General features: G+C 70.8%; 17 protein-coding genes. 8 read left to right on the top strand and 9 right to left on the bottom strand.

From position 1 onward, the window contains the following. Positions 1 to 48: 48 nt before the first annotated feature. The gene (locus ACFYPA_RS33820; protein ID WP_389136227.1) at positions 49 to 507 is read left to right on the top strand and encodes a hypothetical protein; all 459 of its coding nucleotides are present in this window, start codon (positions 49 to 51) and stop codon (positions 505 to 507) included. Positions 508 to 638: 131 nt separating this feature from the next. Here ACFYPA_RS33820 and ACFYPA_RS33815 read toward each other — a convergent pair whose 3' ends face one another. Genes ACFYPA_RS33815 through ACFYPA_RS33805 form a run of 3 tightly spaced genes read right to left on the bottom strand, consistent with a single transcriptional unit; the run spans position 639 to position 4,511 of the window. Further along, entirely contained in the window at positions 639 to 1,688 is a 1,050-nt protein-coding gene (locus ACFYPA_RS33815) for a TniB family NTP-binding protein (RefSeq protein ID WP_389136225.1), read from the bottom strand. Next, a complete protein-coding gene (locus ACFYPA_RS33810) occupies positions 1,679 to 3,763 on the bottom strand; it encodes a Mu transposase C-terminal domain-containing protein (RefSeq protein WP_389136222.1) in 2,085 nt (694 codons plus the stop codon). The genes ACFYPA_RS33815 and ACFYPA_RS33810 overlap by 10 nt, the downstream gene beginning before the upstream one ends. After that, positions 3,729 to 4,511: a TnsA-like heteromeric transposase endonuclease subunit gene (locus ACFYPA_RS33805; RefSeq protein WP_389136220.1), complete on the bottom strand. Its 783-nt coding sequence runs from the start codon at positions 4,509 to 4,511 to the stop codon at positions 3,729 to 3,731. The genes ACFYPA_RS33810 and ACFYPA_RS33805 overlap by 35 nt, the downstream gene beginning before the upstream one ends. 268 nt (positions 4,512 to 4,779) lie before the next feature. Between ACFYPA_RS33805 and ACFYPA_RS33800 the strand changes: the two genes are divergently transcribed. From ACFYPA_RS33800 to ACFYPA_RS33790, 3 genes are all read left to right on the top strand, one after another. Beyond that, the gene (locus ACFYPA_RS33800; RefSeq protein ID WP_359085507.1) at positions 4,780 to 5,250 is read left to right on the top strand and encodes a helix-turn-helix transcriptional regulator; all 471 of its coding nucleotides are present in this window, start codon (positions 4,780 to 4,782) and stop codon (positions 5,248 to 5,250) included. A gap of 27 nt (positions 5,251 to 5,277) precedes the next feature. Then, positions 5,278 to 5,946: a hypothetical protein gene (locus tag ACFYPA_RS33795; protein ID WP_359085508.1), complete on the top strand. Its 669-nt coding sequence runs from the start codon at positions 5,278 to 5,280 to the stop codon at positions 5,944 to 5,946. 118 nt (positions 5,947 to 6,064) lie between these two features. Then, a complete protein-coding gene (locus ACFYPA_RS33790; RefSeq protein WP_327172011.1) occupies positions 6,065 to 6,400 on the top strand; it encodes a DUF2516 family protein in 336 nt (111 codons plus the stop codon). Here the strand turns inward: ACFYPA_RS33790 and ACFYPA_RS33785 are convergent. The 3 genes from ACFYPA_RS33785 to ACFYPA_RS33775 all read right to left on the bottom strand — a co-directional run bounded on the left by ACFYPA_RS33785 (position 6,382) and on the right by ACFYPA_RS33775 (position 10,152). Then, on the bottom strand, positions 6,382 to 7,737 hold the full coding sequence (locus ACFYPA_RS33785) for a PP2C family protein-serine/threonine phosphatase (protein WP_389136217.1): 1,356 nt from the start codon (positions 7,735 to 7,737) through the stop codon (positions 6,382 to 6,384). The genes ACFYPA_RS33790 and ACFYPA_RS33785 overlap by 19 nt on opposite strands. Before the next feature lie 283 nt (positions 7,738 to 8,020). Continuing rightward, positions 8,021 to 9,079, bottom strand: a complete 1,059-nt coding sequence (locus tag ACFYPA_RS33780; protein WP_389136214.1) for an NlpC/P60 family protein — start codon at positions 9,077 to 9,079, stop codon at positions 8,021 to 8,023. A 296-nt stretch (positions 9,080 to 9,375) separates the two neighbouring features. Then, positions 9,376 to 10,152: a class I SAM-dependent methyltransferase gene (locus ACFYPA_RS33775; protein WP_359085511.1), complete on the bottom strand. Its 777-nt coding sequence runs from the start codon at positions 10,150 to 10,152 to the stop codon at positions 9,376 to 9,378. Between the two features lie 199 nt (positions 10,153 to 10,351). Between ACFYPA_RS33775 and mshA the strand changes: the two genes are divergently transcribed. Then, positions 10,352 to 11,716, top strand: a complete 1,365-nt coding sequence (gene mshA / locus ACFYPA_RS33770) for a D-inositol-3-phosphate glycosyltransferase (RefSeq protein WP_359319480.1) — start codon at positions 10,352 to 10,354, stop codon at positions 11,714 to 11,716. An 89-nt stretch (positions 11,717 to 11,805) separates the two neighbouring features. Further along, positions 11,806 to 12,336 (top strand): YbjN domain-containing protein, encoded by a 531-nt coding sequence (locus tag ACFYPA_RS33765; RefSeq protein WP_389136210.1) that lies wholly within the window; start codon positions 11,806 to 11,808, stop codon positions 12,334 to 12,336. On the opposite strand, the gene ACFYPA_RS33760 is transcribed toward ACFYPA_RS33765, so the two are convergent. Beyond that, positions 12,311 to 13,333, bottom strand: a complete 1,023-nt coding sequence (locus ACFYPA_RS33760; RefSeq protein WP_389136207.1) for a phosphotransferase family protein — start codon at positions 13,331 to 13,333, stop codon at positions 12,311 to 12,313. The two genes, ACFYPA_RS33765 and ACFYPA_RS33760, sit on opposite strands and share 26 nt — an antisense overlap. A gap of 243 nt (positions 13,334 to 13,576) precedes the next feature. Here ACFYPA_RS33760 and ACFYPA_RS33755 point away from each other — a divergent pair, with 243 nt between their 5' ends. Beyond that, complete coding sequence (locus ACFYPA_RS33755) at positions 13,577 to 14,371, top strand: hypothetical protein (RefSeq protein ID WP_359085515.1); 795 nt, start codon at positions 13,577 to 13,579, stop codon at positions 14,369 to 14,371. A gap of 7 nt (positions 14,372 to 14,378) precedes the next feature. On the opposite strand, the gene ACFYPA_RS33750 is transcribed toward ACFYPA_RS33755, so the two are convergent. Together ACFYPA_RS33750 and ACFYPA_RS33745 are read right to left on the bottom strand one after the other, a co-directional pair. Beyond that, positions 14,379 to 14,621 carry a hypothetical protein gene (locus tag ACFYPA_RS33750; protein ID WP_359085516.1) on the bottom strand — a complete coding sequence of 81 codons (243 nt, stop codon included), beginning with the start codon at positions 14,619 to 14,621 and terminating at the stop codon, positions 14,379 to 14,381. Beyond that, positions 14,618 to 14,866, bottom strand: coding sequence for a hypothetical protein (locus tag ACFYPA_RS33745; RefSeq protein ID WP_148019431.1), 249 nt, complete (start codon positions 14,864 to 14,866; stop codon positions 14,618 to 14,620). The genes ACFYPA_RS33750 and ACFYPA_RS33745 overlap by 4 nt, the downstream gene beginning before the upstream one ends. Before the next feature lie 181 nt (positions 14,867 to 15,047). Between ACFYPA_RS33745 and ACFYPA_RS33740 the strand changes: the two genes are divergently transcribed. Beyond that, positions 15,048 to 15,218: a hydrophobic protein gene (locus ACFYPA_RS33740; protein WP_359085517.1), complete on the top strand. Its 171-nt coding sequence runs from the start codon at positions 15,048 to 15,050 to the stop codon at positions 15,216 to 15,218. Positions 15,219 to 15,380 lie beyond the last annotated feature (162 nt).

Here is a 15,380-nt window from a genome sequence, read left to right as displayed (position 1 = left end):
GGCCGTCTTGTCCGGTTCGACTGTCGGTCCCTTGACTCGGACAAGGTCGTGGAGGAGTTCGACCCGGCGGTTGAGTCGGTAGTGGCGGTGGGCCAGGCCGCTCCAGAGCTTGCTGGTGGCTCCCTGGCAGACACCGGTGACGGTCGGACCGTAGCGTCGTCGGAGCCGCCAGTAGCGGTGCTGAGCGCGGATGACGTCAGGAGTTCGGGACAGGTCGAGCTGCTGCTCGGGAGCGAAGACGTCCTTGCCGATCCAGAGGTTGTGGCGAAGACAGACATCGTCGTGGACGGAAGCCCAGACCTGGGCGGGGAAAGTCCAGCCGGTGCGTGCGACGACGCAGTGGCGGCAGGCCCAGCGGAGAACGTGGTCGTCCGGAACGGCGGGCGGGGCCGGGTGGCGCCCTTCTGTGTAGAGGTCGGAGATCGTGCGGGCCAAGTGCTGTCGGGACTGCCCGCTGAGGATACAGAGAGCATCGGCACTGGCCAGACGAGACTCCAGCCAGCATGACGGGGCCCGCAGCCGGGCCAGGGGGACATGGTTGGCTTGGGACAACCGAGTCCAGTAGGACGATTCGCATTCGCCGGGGAACGGCGGCAGCGAGATGGGCAGAGGACGGATCAGGGCCGGGCGGAACACGTTCACCCGGTGTGGGGCAGGGACGAGGAGCGGCCGTGGCCGGAGGTCTCGCTGCTGTGATCGATGCGGATGCTCTTGATCGTGGCCCGCGTGATCCGCTCGCTCTGGTCGAGGATCGCGGAGATGGCCGCGGCCCGGATGAGGTGGGAGAGGCTTCCGATCATGCCGCCCGTGCGCTGGTGCAGGTGCTTCGCCATCGGCACCAGAGTGTTTGGCTCGTGCCGGTGGAGGGTGTTCTCCATAGAGGCGATCAGCGACCGCCACTCGGCGTTCAGGGGGAAGGGGCCGGTGCGGACGAGGACACAGCGGCCGGCGAGCTGCTTGCCGCGGATACCGGTGAACAGCCCAGACTGCTCGACGTTGATCCCGGCGTAGACAAACGTTGCGGGCAGGTGCTCGGTGAAGTACTTCAGGTGGTCGGAGAGGTCTTCACCGGCAGTGGTGGCGTGGTTGAGCAGGTGGATTTCGTCAACCAGGACCAGGTCCGTGCGGGCCTCGATGAGGACCTGACAGACGGCGCTGGTGACGTCGATGGTGTTGTGCCTCGGGCCGATCACGGGCAGGCCGAGGAACCGGGCGAACTCCATCGCGAGTTTGCGCGGAGACCCCTTGGGCGGGGCGGTGATGTAGACGACCGGGATGCGCTGGCTTCCCGGATAGCGCTGGCGGACGCGCAGTTCGTGCAGGCGGCCGAGCTGTTTGAGCGCGGTGGTCTTCCCCGTGGTCCACTCCCCGGAGACAATGAGTCCGCGGCGGGCGCCGTGCTCGCGCTGGTTGAGGAGGGTCAGCAGCCGTCCCTGGTGGGCGATGTCTTTGACCGTGGACGTGCGCACGACCTGGAGTTCGGAGTGGTAGGCGATGCGGGCCTCGTCATAGGCGTCCCGCAGCGGCGGGCTCAGGGCCTGCCACTGTTGCTCGGGCAGTAGGTCGAAGGCGGCAGGGTCCTCTTCGACGAACCGGCGCCAGCCTTCCAGACGAGTGGACGGGTCCGTTCGGTCCTCGCCGGACTCGGGCATTTCCTCGCCGTCCTGGTCCGGCGCGTTCACCACCACCTCTCGGCCTCCTTGCGAGCGTCGAAGATCTCCAGCGGGATCACGTCGGCGAGTTCGTCCTCATCCGTCTCCACCGGCTCGGCAGCGGGCTGGTCGGTTGGCTCGTCCGGCCGGGGCCAGGAAGGCTCGGCCGTGGCCCGGGTCCGGGCGGCAACCTTGCGGTCCCGGCCGCCGCTGCGCGATGTGCGGGACGGTTTCGCGGGCTTGTCCGCTGGGCCGTCGGCGGCGCGGTCCAACAGAGCGGCGGCGGCCTCGGCGATTTCTTCCTCGGTGGCCGGGTCAGTGCCGCGCTGGGCCAGGATGCGGCGGGCGTGGTCCCAGGCCAGTTCGCCCATCGGCGTCGGGGCGGTGCGAAGGTGACGCCAGATGGCGGTGATCCAGCCGCAGTCGCGGTGGTTGCGTACCCAGACGCGGGAGATGTCGTAGGGGTCGTAGTGGACCTCCCAGCTCCTCCCGTCCTGGCCGGCGCCGGACGGCTGGCGGCGGAACGGGGCCAACTCCGCACTGTCGTAGGTGCGGTGGCCAAGTCGGATGCCATAGGAGTTGATCCTCCGTCGGCAGCGAGGCAGCAGCTCGATGTACTCCTCCGGGCTGAGTGCGACCGGGACGTGCCCGGCCGCCGCGACGAGGGCGGCGTACTTCTCGTTCGGACTCAGGGCCTTGCCGGGCATCATCGGGTCACGCAGCCCATCGTGCGGCCGGTTCTGCCAGTGGACGATCCACTCCTGCAACAACTCCTGGAGCTGGTGGATCTTCCAGAGGGCCTCCGCGGCCGGATCGGTGCCCCGGTGTTCGGTGCTGCGTCCCTTGTGGCCGGGAAGGTACTGGACGAACATCGTGGCCACCGAGCCCAGCGTCGTCTCGATGTGCGGCTTGTCGGTCGGGGTGTCGGGGTGGGCGGGCTGGAAGGAGATGCCCAGCGACTGGCAGGCCGAGCGGAACGTGTCGGAGATGTAGGCCTTGCCCCGGTCGCAGACGATCGTCTCCGGCGTGATCACCGGAATCGCTGCTGCCTGGGCCAGCCGCTCGTCCAGCGCCATGAGCGAGGCGTGCGGCAGCACCGAACGGGACATCCGCAAAGCGTCAGCCCAGCCCGGACGCATCGGCTCCGGCGTCATCGCCCGCGCCAGCAACAGCGCTGCATCGACCGCCTTCGTCGACGGCCGCAGCACCGCCGCGGCCAGCGTGCGCGTCGCAAGATCCACGATGCCGGTCAGTTCGACGGTGTCCACCGTGCCGTCGTCGTGAACGACCAGCACGTCCAGCGGAGTCGAGTCGATCTCCATCACCTCGCCCGGCCGGGCCGCGGTCAGCTGGCCGAACATGCCGTCCGGCTGCTTGGCCAGCGAGCGGCGGGTGCGCGCTGAGCCCAGCGTGTGCCGACCGGAACTGACCGCTTTCAGCAGTCGGTAGAACGCCGTGCGCGACGGCAACGGCACCACCCGGGGCCCGTGTTCGGCCTCCAGCAGGCGTTCCATCCGGCGCCGCAGCACCTGTGCGGAGACAGTAGAACGGTTCGTCTGCTCGTCCACGACCTTGCGCAGGGCCTCGACCACCCGCTGGTCGGCGCGGCCCGTGCCGTCCGAGGCGGCCCTCAGTCGCGGGTCGACCAGGCCCAGCACTCCTTCGTTCTCGAAGCGGCACCGCATCCTTTGGATCAGCGCCAGCGACGTACTGTGCCCGGCCGCGGCCAGTTCGGCGGCCTTCGCCAGCTCCCGCTGCCGCAGCGACCTCACCGCCGGGTCGTACTCGGCCCGCACCGGCCCCTGCGGATCGTCCAGCGGACGGCCCGTGAGCATCTCCACCAAGTGCCGCTGCCACCACTCGGCCCGCTCCACTGCCTTGGCCGGAAGCCCCTCCAGCACCCCGGCCGCCGGCACTACTGTCCGCACTGAGGCAGGCGTGACCACCTCGAAGCCCTCCGAAGACAGCAGATGGGCCAGCATCACCACGCTCGCCGACTGTGCCTCGTCGACCAGTCGGACAGCGGTCCCCTCCAGTGCGGCCACCGTGTGCAGGCGTCCGTCGAACCGGACCAGGTCACCCGCTCGCAACAGCCGAGGACGCGAGGGCATCCTTGCCCCCTTCCCGCACCAGGCCGAGCCGGACCCGCGTGTCCGCTGACAACAGTTCAACCTCCAGATCCACGGTCAGGACCCGGCGCCAGAGCAGGTGGAACAGCACCGGCAGCACCGCGATCTGATCACCCACCCGCAGGGCCCCGGCCAGCAACCCGCCGCCGTCGGCGAACACCTCCACCAAGCGGGCGGCGACCTCCGGGCGGTGCACCCGTGGATGGCGGTAGCCGGCCAGCCACCGCACGTTCGCCATCAGCACCCCATCCGGCGACCCCGCCCGCGAGAAGTCCCAGCCCACCGAACGGCAGGCCGCCGCCGTCACGGCGAACTTCTCCGCGTCATCCGGCCCGATCCGATCGTCCGGACGCACGTCCACCACCAAGCCAGTGCCGTCGGCGCGGCGGACGAAGAAGTCCGGCGTATGCCGCGCCCGCTTCCCGTCCGGCCCGGTCCACGACAGCCGGAACGGCTGCGAAGCCATGCCCGTCACCAGTGGATCGAAGTCGAGCAGCATCAGATGGTCGCGCTCCAACCACGACTCATATCCCACATGACCGCCGCAGGTCGCCGACCAGTACCAGCCGCACCAGTTGCCCTGACCTCGGAAGGCCGGGAAGCGGCGCTCGGGCCGTACCGACTCGAACCGGACCGGCCACAGACGCCCCAAAGATCCCCGCTGGCGCACACCGGCCGCGCTGACGTACTCCAGTTCGACGTCCTCCGCCGACACCTCGTGTACATCCATCGGGGCCTCCGGTACGACGCCGACCAGCTACTTCGACCGTAGAAGCGACGTGATCGCCGTACCTACACAAGACCGGAACTCTTCAGAACTTGCCTACACATGACCGGGACCCAGCCGTACATGCCTACAGAAGAACGGGACTGCCTACACATCGCAGAGACAGGACAAGGGCGGCATGGCGGGTTCCCGATGGCCCGTCCGAGTGGTGCGGAACACTTTTGCAAGCACCTGCTTGCAAAAGTTAGCAGCGCGGGTCCAGTATCGGGGTATGGCCTCACTCAACGTCGGCAATCTCGGCGAGTACCTGCGCGAGCAGCGCCGTACCGCGCAGCTGTCGCTGCGGCAGCTCGCCGATGCCGCCGGGGTGTCCAATCCCTACCTCAGCCAGATCGAACGCGGGCTGCGCAAGCCCAGTGCCGAGGTCCTCCAGCAGGTCGCCAAGGCGCTGCGGATCTCCGCCGAGACCCTGTACGTACGGGCCGGGATTCTGGATGAGCGGGAGCGGGAGGAGCTGGAGACGCGGGCGGTGATCCTGGCCGATCCGTCGATCAACGAGCGGCAGAAGAGCGTGCTGCTGCAGATCTACGCCTCCTTCCGCAAGGAGAACGGGTTCGAGGACGAGCCCGTGGACCCCGTTGCCGAGGAGGGGCGTGCGTCCGGCTCGGATGCGCCCCTCAGTGCCGACGGCGGTGCTGCCGATACAGATACAGGTTCAAAGCCTTCAAAACCCTCACTCTGAGTCTGATGATCCGGGAGGACCACAGTCATGGCCATCACCGATGACCTGCGCAAGACCCTCACCGACCCGACCCCCCTCTACTTCGCCGCCGGCACCGCCGACCTCGCCGTGCAGCAGGCCCGGAAGGTTCCGGCGCTGATCGAGCAGCTGCGGGCCGAGGCGCCGGAGCGCATCGAGGCGGTGCGCAACACCGACCCCAAGACCGTGCAGGAGAAGGTGGCCGGCCAGGCCAAGGAGGCGCAGGCCACCCTTCAGGCCAAGGTCACCGAGGTGATCGGGGCGTTCGACACCGACCTGAAGAAGCTGGGCGAGAGCGCCCAGGACCTGGCGCTGCGCAGCGTCGGCGTGGCCGCGGAGTACGCGGTCAGGGCCCGGGAGACGTACGAGAAGGTCGCCGAGCGCGGCGAGCAGACCGTGCGGACGTGGCGTGGTGAGACCGCGGAGGAGATCGTCGAGATCGCCGTCGTCGTCGAGCCGCGCAAGGAGTCGAAGCCGGGCACGGCGAAGGCCGAGCCGAAGCCCGCCGCCAAGCCGGTGGCCGCCAAGCCCGCGCCCGCCGCCAAGCCCGCGCCCAAGACCGTCAGGGCCGAGGCCAAGCCGTCGCCCGCGCCCGCCAAGCCGTCGCCGTCGCCCGCCAAGAAGGCGCCCGTGAGCAAGCCCGCCGCCAAGAAGGCGACGCCGCCCTCCGCCAAGTAGCGCCGCGTTGCCCGGCAGGTGTGCCGGGGCAACGGGCGGGCACCTTCCACGTGCCCGGGTCGTTGTCCCGGTACCTTGGCCGCGAGCGCGCTCATCCACTCACTAGGCGGTGCACCCCATGTTGCTCGAAGGCTTCAACTCAATCCTCGGGCTGATCTTCACGGCCATGACCGTTCTCGCCGTGGTGGCCTTCGTCATGGCCGCGATCGCCCGCGAGGACGCCTACCGCGCCGCGGACAAGCAGAAGAAGTCCTTCTGGCTGATCATTCTCGGCATCGCGGTGGTTGTGAACCTCTGGGTTCCCATGCTCTTCCTGCAGATCGCCGGGCTGATCGCGTCCATCGTGTTCTTCGTGGACGTACGGCCCGCGCTCAAGGCAGTCTCGGGCGGCGGCCGCCGACGTGGCGGCTCCAGCAGCGACGGGCCGTACGGTCCCTACAACGGCGGGCGTTGAGCGCCTGCGGGTGACACCTGTCCGGGGCGGGGGCGCGGGATGCTCCGGCCCCGGTCGCCGTTGCGCGCCCGGTGGCGGGCGCCTTCGCGGACGGTGTCCAGGTCGCGGTCGAGCAGCAGGACCGCGACGTCGTCGGTCAGCTCTCCGCCGTTGAGCTCGCGGACGTGCGTGACCGCCGCCTCCAGGAGGTCCTCGCCGGCCAGGCCCTCGGCCAGCTGACGATTGATCATCGCGACCATGCCGTCCTGGCCGAGGCGCTGCGTGCCGTCGCCGACACGGCCCTCGATCAGCCCGTCCGTGTACATCATCAGGCTCCAGGAGCCGCCCAGTTCCACCTGCCGGCGCGGCCAGCGGGCGCGCGGCAGCAGGCCGAGTGCCGGTCCGCCGTCCTCGTACGGAAGCAGATGCGCGGCCCGCCCCTGGCGGGCGATCAGCGGTGCGGGGTGGCCGGCCAGGCACAGGCCCGCGCGGCGGCCGTCGGGGGCGATGTCGACGGTGCAGAGCGTCGCGAAGATCTCCTCGCTCTCCCGTTCGTGCTCCAGGACCTGCTGGAGGGTGGAGAGCAGTTCGTCGCCGCAGAGTCCTGCCAGGGTCAGGGCCCGCCAGGCGATGCGCAGTTCGACGCCGAGGGCCGCCTCGTCCGGGCCGTGGCCGCAGACGTCGCCGATCATCGCGTGCACGGTGCCGTCGGGGGTGCGGACCGTGTCGTAGAAGTCGCCGCCGAGCAGCGCCCGGCTGCGGCCGGGGCGGTAGCGGGCCGCGAAGCGCAGGTCGGAGCCGTCGAGCAGCGGGGTGGGCAGCAGGCCGCGTTCCAGGCGGGCGTTCTCCTGGGCGCGCAGCCGGGACTCGGTGAGCTGGTGCTGGGCGACGTCGGCGCGCTTGCGCTCGACGGCGTAGCGGATGGCGCGGCTGAGGAGCCTGCCGTCGAGCTCGCCGCGGAAGAGGTAGTCCTGCGCCCCCACCCGTACGGCCTCGGCGGCCAGCTCGGCGTCGTCCTCGGCCGTGAGGGCGAGTACGGCGTGGCGGGGCGCGATCCGCAGGACGTGCTCGAGGGTGGCGAGTCCGTGGGCCTCCGCGCCCCGGTCGGCGCGCGTCTCGGTGCCGGACGGCAGCGCCAGGTCGAGCAGGATGCAGTCCACGTCGTCGGTGAGGAGCCGGCCCGCCTCGGTCAGGTTGCGGGCGGCGCGGATACGGACACGGGCACCGGTTGCCGCGGAGAGCTCCGGGACGCTGAAGGTGCCCGCCGGGTCGTCCTCGATCACCAGGAGGGTGAGGTCGGTGCCGTTGCTGGTCTCCGCAGCGGGAACGGCACGCTGCTGCGGTACGGGTACGGGCATCGGTTCGGGTTTCCTTCCCTCCCCCCGAGGGCGCGGCGGAACGACGATCGACGACCCGCCAGACGGGGACGATAGCGGTACGGGACAGGGGAACGGAATGGCGCACCGCACTCGGCCCCCGGCATATGCACCGCCATAAGCCGCGTCAGGTCACGGATCCGGCGCGATGTGCCGTTCCCAGGCCTCCGGAACGGCATGACAAAGGTCACGCAACCCGTCCCGGCCCCTGTTGATCCGGCGTGGCACCGCTCACACCGGTGGCCGCGCGGCGGGGGAGCGGCCGCTAGCTGTCCGGGCGGACGACCCCGAGGATCTCCATCGATCCCGCCCCGGCGAGCGTGACATTGCGGCCCGGGCGGGGGGCGTGCACGATCGCGCCGTCGCCGACGTACATCCCGACGTGGCTGGCGTCGGCGTGGTAAATGATCAGGTCGCCGGGGCGCATGTCCTTGATCGCGATGTGGGGCAGCTGCCGCCACTGCTCCTGCGAGGTGCGAGGGATCGGTCGTCCGGCCGAGGCCCAGGCCCGGGAGGTCAGTCCCGAGCAGTCGTACGACTTGGGGCCCACGGCGCCCCACTCGTACGGCAGGCCTATCCGGTCGGTCGCGAAGGCCACCGCCTTCCTGCCGCTCGCGCTCGCCTCGCGGTTGATCTCCTTCAGCGCGCCGGACCCGAGCCAGGCGGTCTGCGACTTGTACTCCGCCTCCTGCTCCAGCTGGAGGAGGCGGGCGCGCTCCTTCTTCTCCAGCCGGGACTCCAGCTTCTTGGCGGCCGCGATCTGCTCGTTGATCTTCTTCTTGGCCTTGGCCTGCTTGACGCGATTGGCTTCGAGCTTCGTCCAGTTGGTGCTCGCGTCCTGCGTGTACGTCTTCAAGTCCTCCTGGGTCCTGTTCAGTTCCCCCAGGAGCCCCTTGGTGGCCTTGGCGCCCTGCCGGGCCCGGCTGACCCCGTCCAGGAAGAGTTGCGGGTCGCCGCTGAGCATGAGCCGGGCGCCGGGCGGCAGGCCGGCGTTGCGGTACTCCTCGCGGGCCTGCGCGCCCGCCCTGCTCTTCAGCTCGTCGATCTTCGCCTGGCCCTCGACTATGGCCTGGGCCAGCTTGACGATCTCGCCCGACTGCTTCTTGGCCTTCTCCTCGGCGAGGTTGTACGCGTCCGTGGCCGACCCGGCGGCCCGGTAGAGGCCGTCGATCTCCTGGCGCACCTCTTCGAGGCTCTTCTTCGCCGGCTGCGCAGGGGTGGGCGAGGGAGGTGCGGGTGCCGCGAAGGCCTGGACCGGTGAGGCCAGTACGGCCATCGCGCAGACCAGAGTGATCGCGGCAGCGGCACAGTGGCGTCGGTACACGAGGCTCCCCCTCCGAGCTGATCCCTGCGGATCTGATTTACCGTCAGTAACTTATGGCGCCGACGAGATCGTGCCATGCACTCCCGAAAAGCAACAGAGGCAGACACATCTCCGCAGATTCGCAGGCCCCCATGGCGCCCCCGCGCCCTCCCGGATCGGTCCTCCCCGACCTGACCCGAGACTGCCCTCCCTGTTCTGGGACGAACGGTGCCGTGCCGACGTTCCCGAAGCCGGAAGAGTTCACCTTGTTCACCGCGTGTCGGGCTCCCGCTGGAGCCGCGGCGCCGCGTGCCGGGCTACAGCTCGGGCCGCAGCGCCGCCCACTTCACCGTCACTTCACCCTGGCGCCACCGGCGTACGCCGTCCGTCAGCGGCCACTCGCCCGACAGGGCCCGCACGGCCGTGATCCAGCGCTGCCGGGCGCCCAGTGAGGCGTACGGAGCGGCCGCCGCCCAGGCCCGGTCGAAGTCGCGCAGGAACGCGTGGACGGGCTCGCCCGGCACATTGCGGTGGATCAGCGCCTTGGGCAGCCGCTCCGCGAGGTCGGAGGGGCGGCCGAGGGAGCCGAGCCGGGTCGCGAAGGTGACCGTGCGCGGGCCCTCGGGGCCCAGCGCCACCCAGACGTGGCGGCGCCCGATCTCGTCGCAGGTGCCCTCCACCAGCAGGCCGCCCGGCGCCAGCCGGTCGCACAGCCGCTGCCAGACGGCGGCGACCTCGCCCTCGTCGTACTGGCGCAGCACGTTCGCCGCCCGGATCAGGGCGGGTCGCTCGGGCAGGGGGATCTCGAAGCCGCCGTGCCGGAAGGTGAGGCCCGCGCGCTCGTACGGCCGCGCCGCCTCGACGCGCTCGGGGGAGATCTCGATGCCCACCACGCAGGTGCGCGGTTCGGCCGTGCGCAGGCGCTCCAGCAGTTCGACGGCGGTCCAGGGGGCGGCCCCGTATCCGAGGTCGACCGCCACGGGGGCTTCGGCGCGGCGCAGGGCGGGGCCGTGCGTGGCGGCGATCCAGCGGTCCATGCGGCGCAGCCGGTTCGGGTTGGTGGTCCCGCGGGTCGCGGTGCCGATCGGGCGCATGACACAGAGCGTAACGACTCGGCCGGACCGGGCGGCCGCCGAGGCGACGCGCCGCATCCCTACCGTAATGATTTGGCAAAGCGGAAATGAAAGGACGAGTTCCGCTGTTCCAGCCTTCCGAAAGGGACCGCGCGCCCCTTCTACGCCATGCCGTGAACGAAGTCGGTACCAGTGCCCTGAGTAAGGAGGACCGGACGACGTGAGCCAGTACGTCTCCCGGCTCGGCAGCAGCCGTGTCGCACCGCGTCTCAGGTTCCCCACCGGCTTCACCGGCTCCTTCCCCGGTGGCCACCGCAGGCCGCGCCGGATCGCGATGCTCTCCGTGCACACCTCCCCGCTGCACCAGCCGGGGACGGGCGACGCGGGCGGCATGAACGTGTACATCGTGGAGCTCGCCAAGCGCCTGGCCGCGATCAACATCGAGGTCGAGATCTTCACCCGCTCCACCAACGGCGCCCTGCCGCCGGCCGTCGAGATGGCGCCCGGCGTGCTGGTCCGCCACGTCGACGCGGGACCGTACGAGGGCCTGGCCAAGGAGGAGCTGCCCGCCCAGCTCTGCGCCTTCACGCACGGCGTGATGCAGGCGTGGGCCGGTCAGCGCCCCGGCTACTACGACCTGGTGCACTCCCACTACTGGCTCTCCGGCCAGGTCGGCTGGCTCGCCGCGCAGCGCTGGGGCGTGCCCCTCGTCCACGCCATGCACACCATGGCCAAGGTCAAGAACGCCGCGCTCGCCGAGGGTGACACCCCCGAGCCCGCCGCCCGCGTCATCGGCGAGACCCAGATCGTGCGCGCCTCCGACCGGCTGATCGCGAACACCGCCGAGGAGGCGGACGAACTCGTCCGCTTCTACGAGGCCGACCCCGGCGCCGTCGCCGTCGTCCACCCCGGCGTCAACCTGGACCGCTTCCGCCCCGGCGACGGGCGTGCGGCGGCCCGCGCCCGCCTCGGCCTGCCGCAGGACGCCCTGATCCCGCTCTTCGCGGGCCGCATCCAGCCGCTGAAGGCCCCGGACGTACTGCTGCGCGCCGTCGCCGCCCTGCTGGACCGGGATCCGTCGCTGCGGTCCCGGATCGTCGTGCCGGTCGTCGGCGGACCCAGCGGCAGCGGGCTCGCCAAGCCGGAGGGGCTGCAGAAGCTGGCCGCCCGCCTGGGCATCGCGGACGTCGTGCGGTTCCATCCGCCGGTGGGACAGGACCAGCTCGCCGACTGGTTCCGGGCCGCGTCCGTGCTGGTCATGCCGTCGTACAGCGAGTCGTTCGGCCTGGTCGCCATAGAGGCCCAGGCGGCCGGCACCCCGGTCGTCGCGGCGGCCGTGGGCGGTCTGCCGGTGGCGGTGCGGGACGGGGTCAGCGGCTTCCTCATCCCCGGGCACGACCCGGAGGCGTACGCGGAGGCGCTGGAGCGCTTCGCGGTCCAGCCGGAGCTCGTCGGCCGGATGGGCGACGCGGCCGCCGCGCACGCGGAGCGTTTCGGCTGGGACACGGCGGCGGCGGCGACCGCGGACGTCTACACCGCGGCCGTACAGGACCACCGCCGACGGGTGCGCTCGCACCACGGGTGAGAGCGGCGGGTGAGCACGTCCCGTCGATGAGGCCGCCGCACGTACGCCGCCGTACGTGCGCCTCTGTCGTACGGGCGTACGCTCGGTTCATGGCTGACGTACCCAACGAAACGGCGACGCCGCAGGTCACACACGTCGCACAGGTCTCCCAGGTCATCGAGGCGACGCTGAAGGATGCCGGACTCGACTGGGAGAGTCCCGCGCCCGGGAGTTACGTCGTCCAGTTGCCCGGCACCCGCAAGCTGAGCACCACGTGCTCGCTCATCGTCGGCGCGCACGCGTTGTCCCTCAACGCCTTCGTCATCCGCCACCCCGACGAGAACGACGCGGAGGTGCACCGCTGGCTGCTGGAGCGCAACCTCCGGCTCTTCGGAGTGAGTTACGCGATCGACCCGCTCGGCGACATCTACCTCGTCGGCAAACTGCCGCTCTCCGTCGTGACGCCCGAGGAGCTGGACCGGCTGCTCGGCGTGGTGCTGGAGGCCGCCGACGGCGCCTTCAACCCCCTGCTCGAACTCGGTTTCGCCAACGCGATCCGCAAGGAGTACGCGTGGCGGGTCTCGCGCGGCGAGTCCACCCGGAACCTGGAAGCGTTCACGCACCTGACCCAGCGACCCTAGGCGCCGACTCCACCTCCCCGAGCGCCGCTTCGAGCCGCGGCGCCACCTCGGTCCACGTCCACTCCAGCTGCTCCCCGGACGCCTTGCGGGGCACGGTCTCCACCAGCATGATCAGGTAGAGGTAGGCGCGGTAGAGCGCGAGCCGCAACCGCACGGAGCCGTCGAACGTGACAGGCCCGCCCGGCGCCGACTCCCCGTAACCGGCGAGGAAGTCGTCGTCCCGCTCCATGTCCCCGAACAGGGCGAGCGACACGAAGTCGGCGACCGGGTCGCCCCAGAACATCCGCTCCCCGTCGATGACCCCGCCGATCCGCCGCGCGCCCGGCTCCCCGGCGACCAGGATGTTGCCCTGCCACAGGTCGAAGTGGACCAGGGCGGGGCGCGTCACCTCGTCCAGTACGTACGAAGCGGCGTCGAGCAGGCGCCGGATGTCCGCGACCTCGCACGGCAGCCGCGCCCCGTACGTCCGCGCGTCGTCCAGCACCGCACCGGTCATCGCGGTGAACGCACCGCGCCACGTGGGGGCGAGCGGTCCGAGCGCCGCGGACGGGTAGCCGAAACCGCCCGGCCCGGGGACGGTGTGCAGCCGGCCGACGATCCGCCCGAGCTCCGCACGCAGCCGCCGGGCATCGTCGTCGGCCAGGGCGTCCGCGACCTCGTGCCAGGGCCGCCCGGGACGGTCCGTCATGACGACGTACGCACCCCCCGGGGCGGCCGGGTCGAGGCCGCTGTGCACGAGGACGGGGACGGCGGCCTCCTCGGCGAGTGCGGCCGCCGCGGTGTAGAACGTGACCTCGTTGACCAGCAGGTCGCGCTCGTAGGCGAGATGGGCCCCGCCCGGGGGCGGCGTCTTCACGACCCACCGCCGGCCGTCGGTGAGGTGGACGCGGGTGACCGCGTTGTACGTGCCTCCGGTCAACGGATCGCACGAGGCGATCAGTTCCGGCGGCACCCCCACGTGCCGGAGCACGGCGGACAGGACGGTATCGATCGGCATAGCGAACCCCCTTCGAGCGTTCACTCAGGTCGTGTTGCTGCTGTCTGTGGCAAATGCCCAGTTCAGAGGCCGCGCAGGGTGATCACGACGTCGTCACGATCATGAGCGATGGCCGCTTTGGCGGATCGCCGAACCACAGCACACTCATAGAGTTGGCGCACCCCCACGATTCTCACCGCCGCGCCGAACCCGGCGCCGGCCGCTCTCGTGCGGGCGAGACACCTTGAGACAGAAGGACGGGCCATGCGACCCACTGCCATACGCCGTACCGCCGTTGCCGCCACTGTGATGTCCCTGGCCCTGCTCACCGCGGCCTGCGGTTCGGACGCGGCGGACAAGGACAACGGCAAGGCGGGCGACTCCGCCTCCGCCGGGCCCGCGGACAAGGGTGCTGACACCTCGGCCGCGAAGGCGCTGTCCGCGGCCGAGTTGGAGAAGGCCTCGCTGGCACAGGGCGACGTCACGGGCCACAAGATCGCGAAGGCCGGTCCTGCCGACGCGATCACCGGTGACGCCGTCACCACCGACAAGCCCGCCTGCGACGTCTTCGCCGACGTCCTGATGGGCGCCAAGGCGGGCAAGCCCGCCGCGTCCACGCAGCGCAAGGTCATCAGCGAGCCCAAGAAGGGCGGCGACAAGGAGAGCGACGACCCGGCGGAGGCGTTCAAGGCGGCCTTCGACATCACGACGACGCTCACCACCCTCGCCTCTTACGACGGCAAGGGCGCCGAGGAAGCACTGACCGGTCTGCGCACCGCGGCGACCGAGTGCGCCTCCGGCTTCACCTTCACCGCGGCCGGAGAGAAGCAGAAGATCAGCAAGATCGCGGAGGTGCCGGTCAAGGGCGCCGAGGAAGCCGTCGCCTGGACGGTGACGCTCGAGGCGGAAGGTGAGAAGAGCGCGATGAAGCTCATCCAACTCCGCCAGGGCACCACGCTCGCCTCGCTGACCTCACTCAACCTGGGCGCGTCCGGCGCGGGCGGCGACTTCGACCTGCCGACCGCGGTCATCGACGCCCAGGCCGGCAAGCTCGCCTGAGCGGGGGTCAGGGCAGCGGGACGAGCCGCACCACGGTGACGGTCAGGACCGACCCGGAGACGTAATAGAGCACGATCGCCCCGGCGACCGTCGCCTCGCGGCGATCGTGCTCACTCTTGACGGCGGACGAGCCGTGCCCGTACGGGGCGCGCCCCAGCGTGCGCGCCATCTCGTCCCGGAAGGTTTCGCCGTCCCGCATCTTGGCCAGGGTGTCGTCGGCGGGCGGCGCGTAGGAGATCCGGAAGCTCAAGCGACGCTCCGCCTCTCGGCCTCGTCCCGTGCCAGCCGGTCCAGGATCCGCTCGGCCTCCGGATCGGGCACGGCCTCCAGCATCCAGTGCCGCATCACGGCCTGGATCTCGTGCACCCCGGCTTCGTTGATGGCCCGGTCGAACTCCTCGCGTCTCGCCTCGGGCAGGGCGTCGCGGATGGCCGGGATGCTGTTGGGCACCTCGACCTCGGCACCGCCGACAAAGGTCTTCAGGGGCTCACTCATGGCTGCTCTCCCCGCTCTCCCCGCATGCGCCACAGAGTACGGCGTCGGGTGAGGTGCGTCACTCAGGCCACGTCACCCCGCGACCACGCGCACACGCCGTGAGCCGTTTTCGAGAGCTCTTTCATCGGAAGTGAGTGCGGAGCGAATACCGGGGCACATGAAGCCCCGGAGGTTGATAACTATGTTGCCCATCATTCTTGTTCTCCTGCTCGCACTGCTTCTTTTCGGAGCCGGTTTCGCACTGAAGGCGCTCTGGTGGATAGCCGTCATCGTGCTGGTGGTGTGGCTGCTCGGCTTTGTCATCCGCCCGGCATCCGGCGGTGGCAAGCGAGGCCGCTGGTACCGCTGGTAGAGAAAAAGGTCGAATACATAATGGCGCGGGGTGGGGGGCCCCCCCCGGGGGGGGGGCCCCCCCCCCCCCCCCCCCGCCCCCGCCCGCCCCGGGGCCCCCCCCCCCCCCGGGGGGGGGGCCGGGGGGGGGGGGGGGGCGGGGCGGGGGGGGGGGCCCCCCCCA

Source organism: Streptomyces sp. NPDC005775, from assembly GCF_042871565.1.
Lineage (GTDB): Bacteria > Actinomycetota > Actinomycetes > Streptomycetales > Streptomycetaceae > Streptomyces.
Note: the sequence above shows the minus strand (reverse complement) of the source record. Positions and strands in the feature narration are given on the sequence as shown.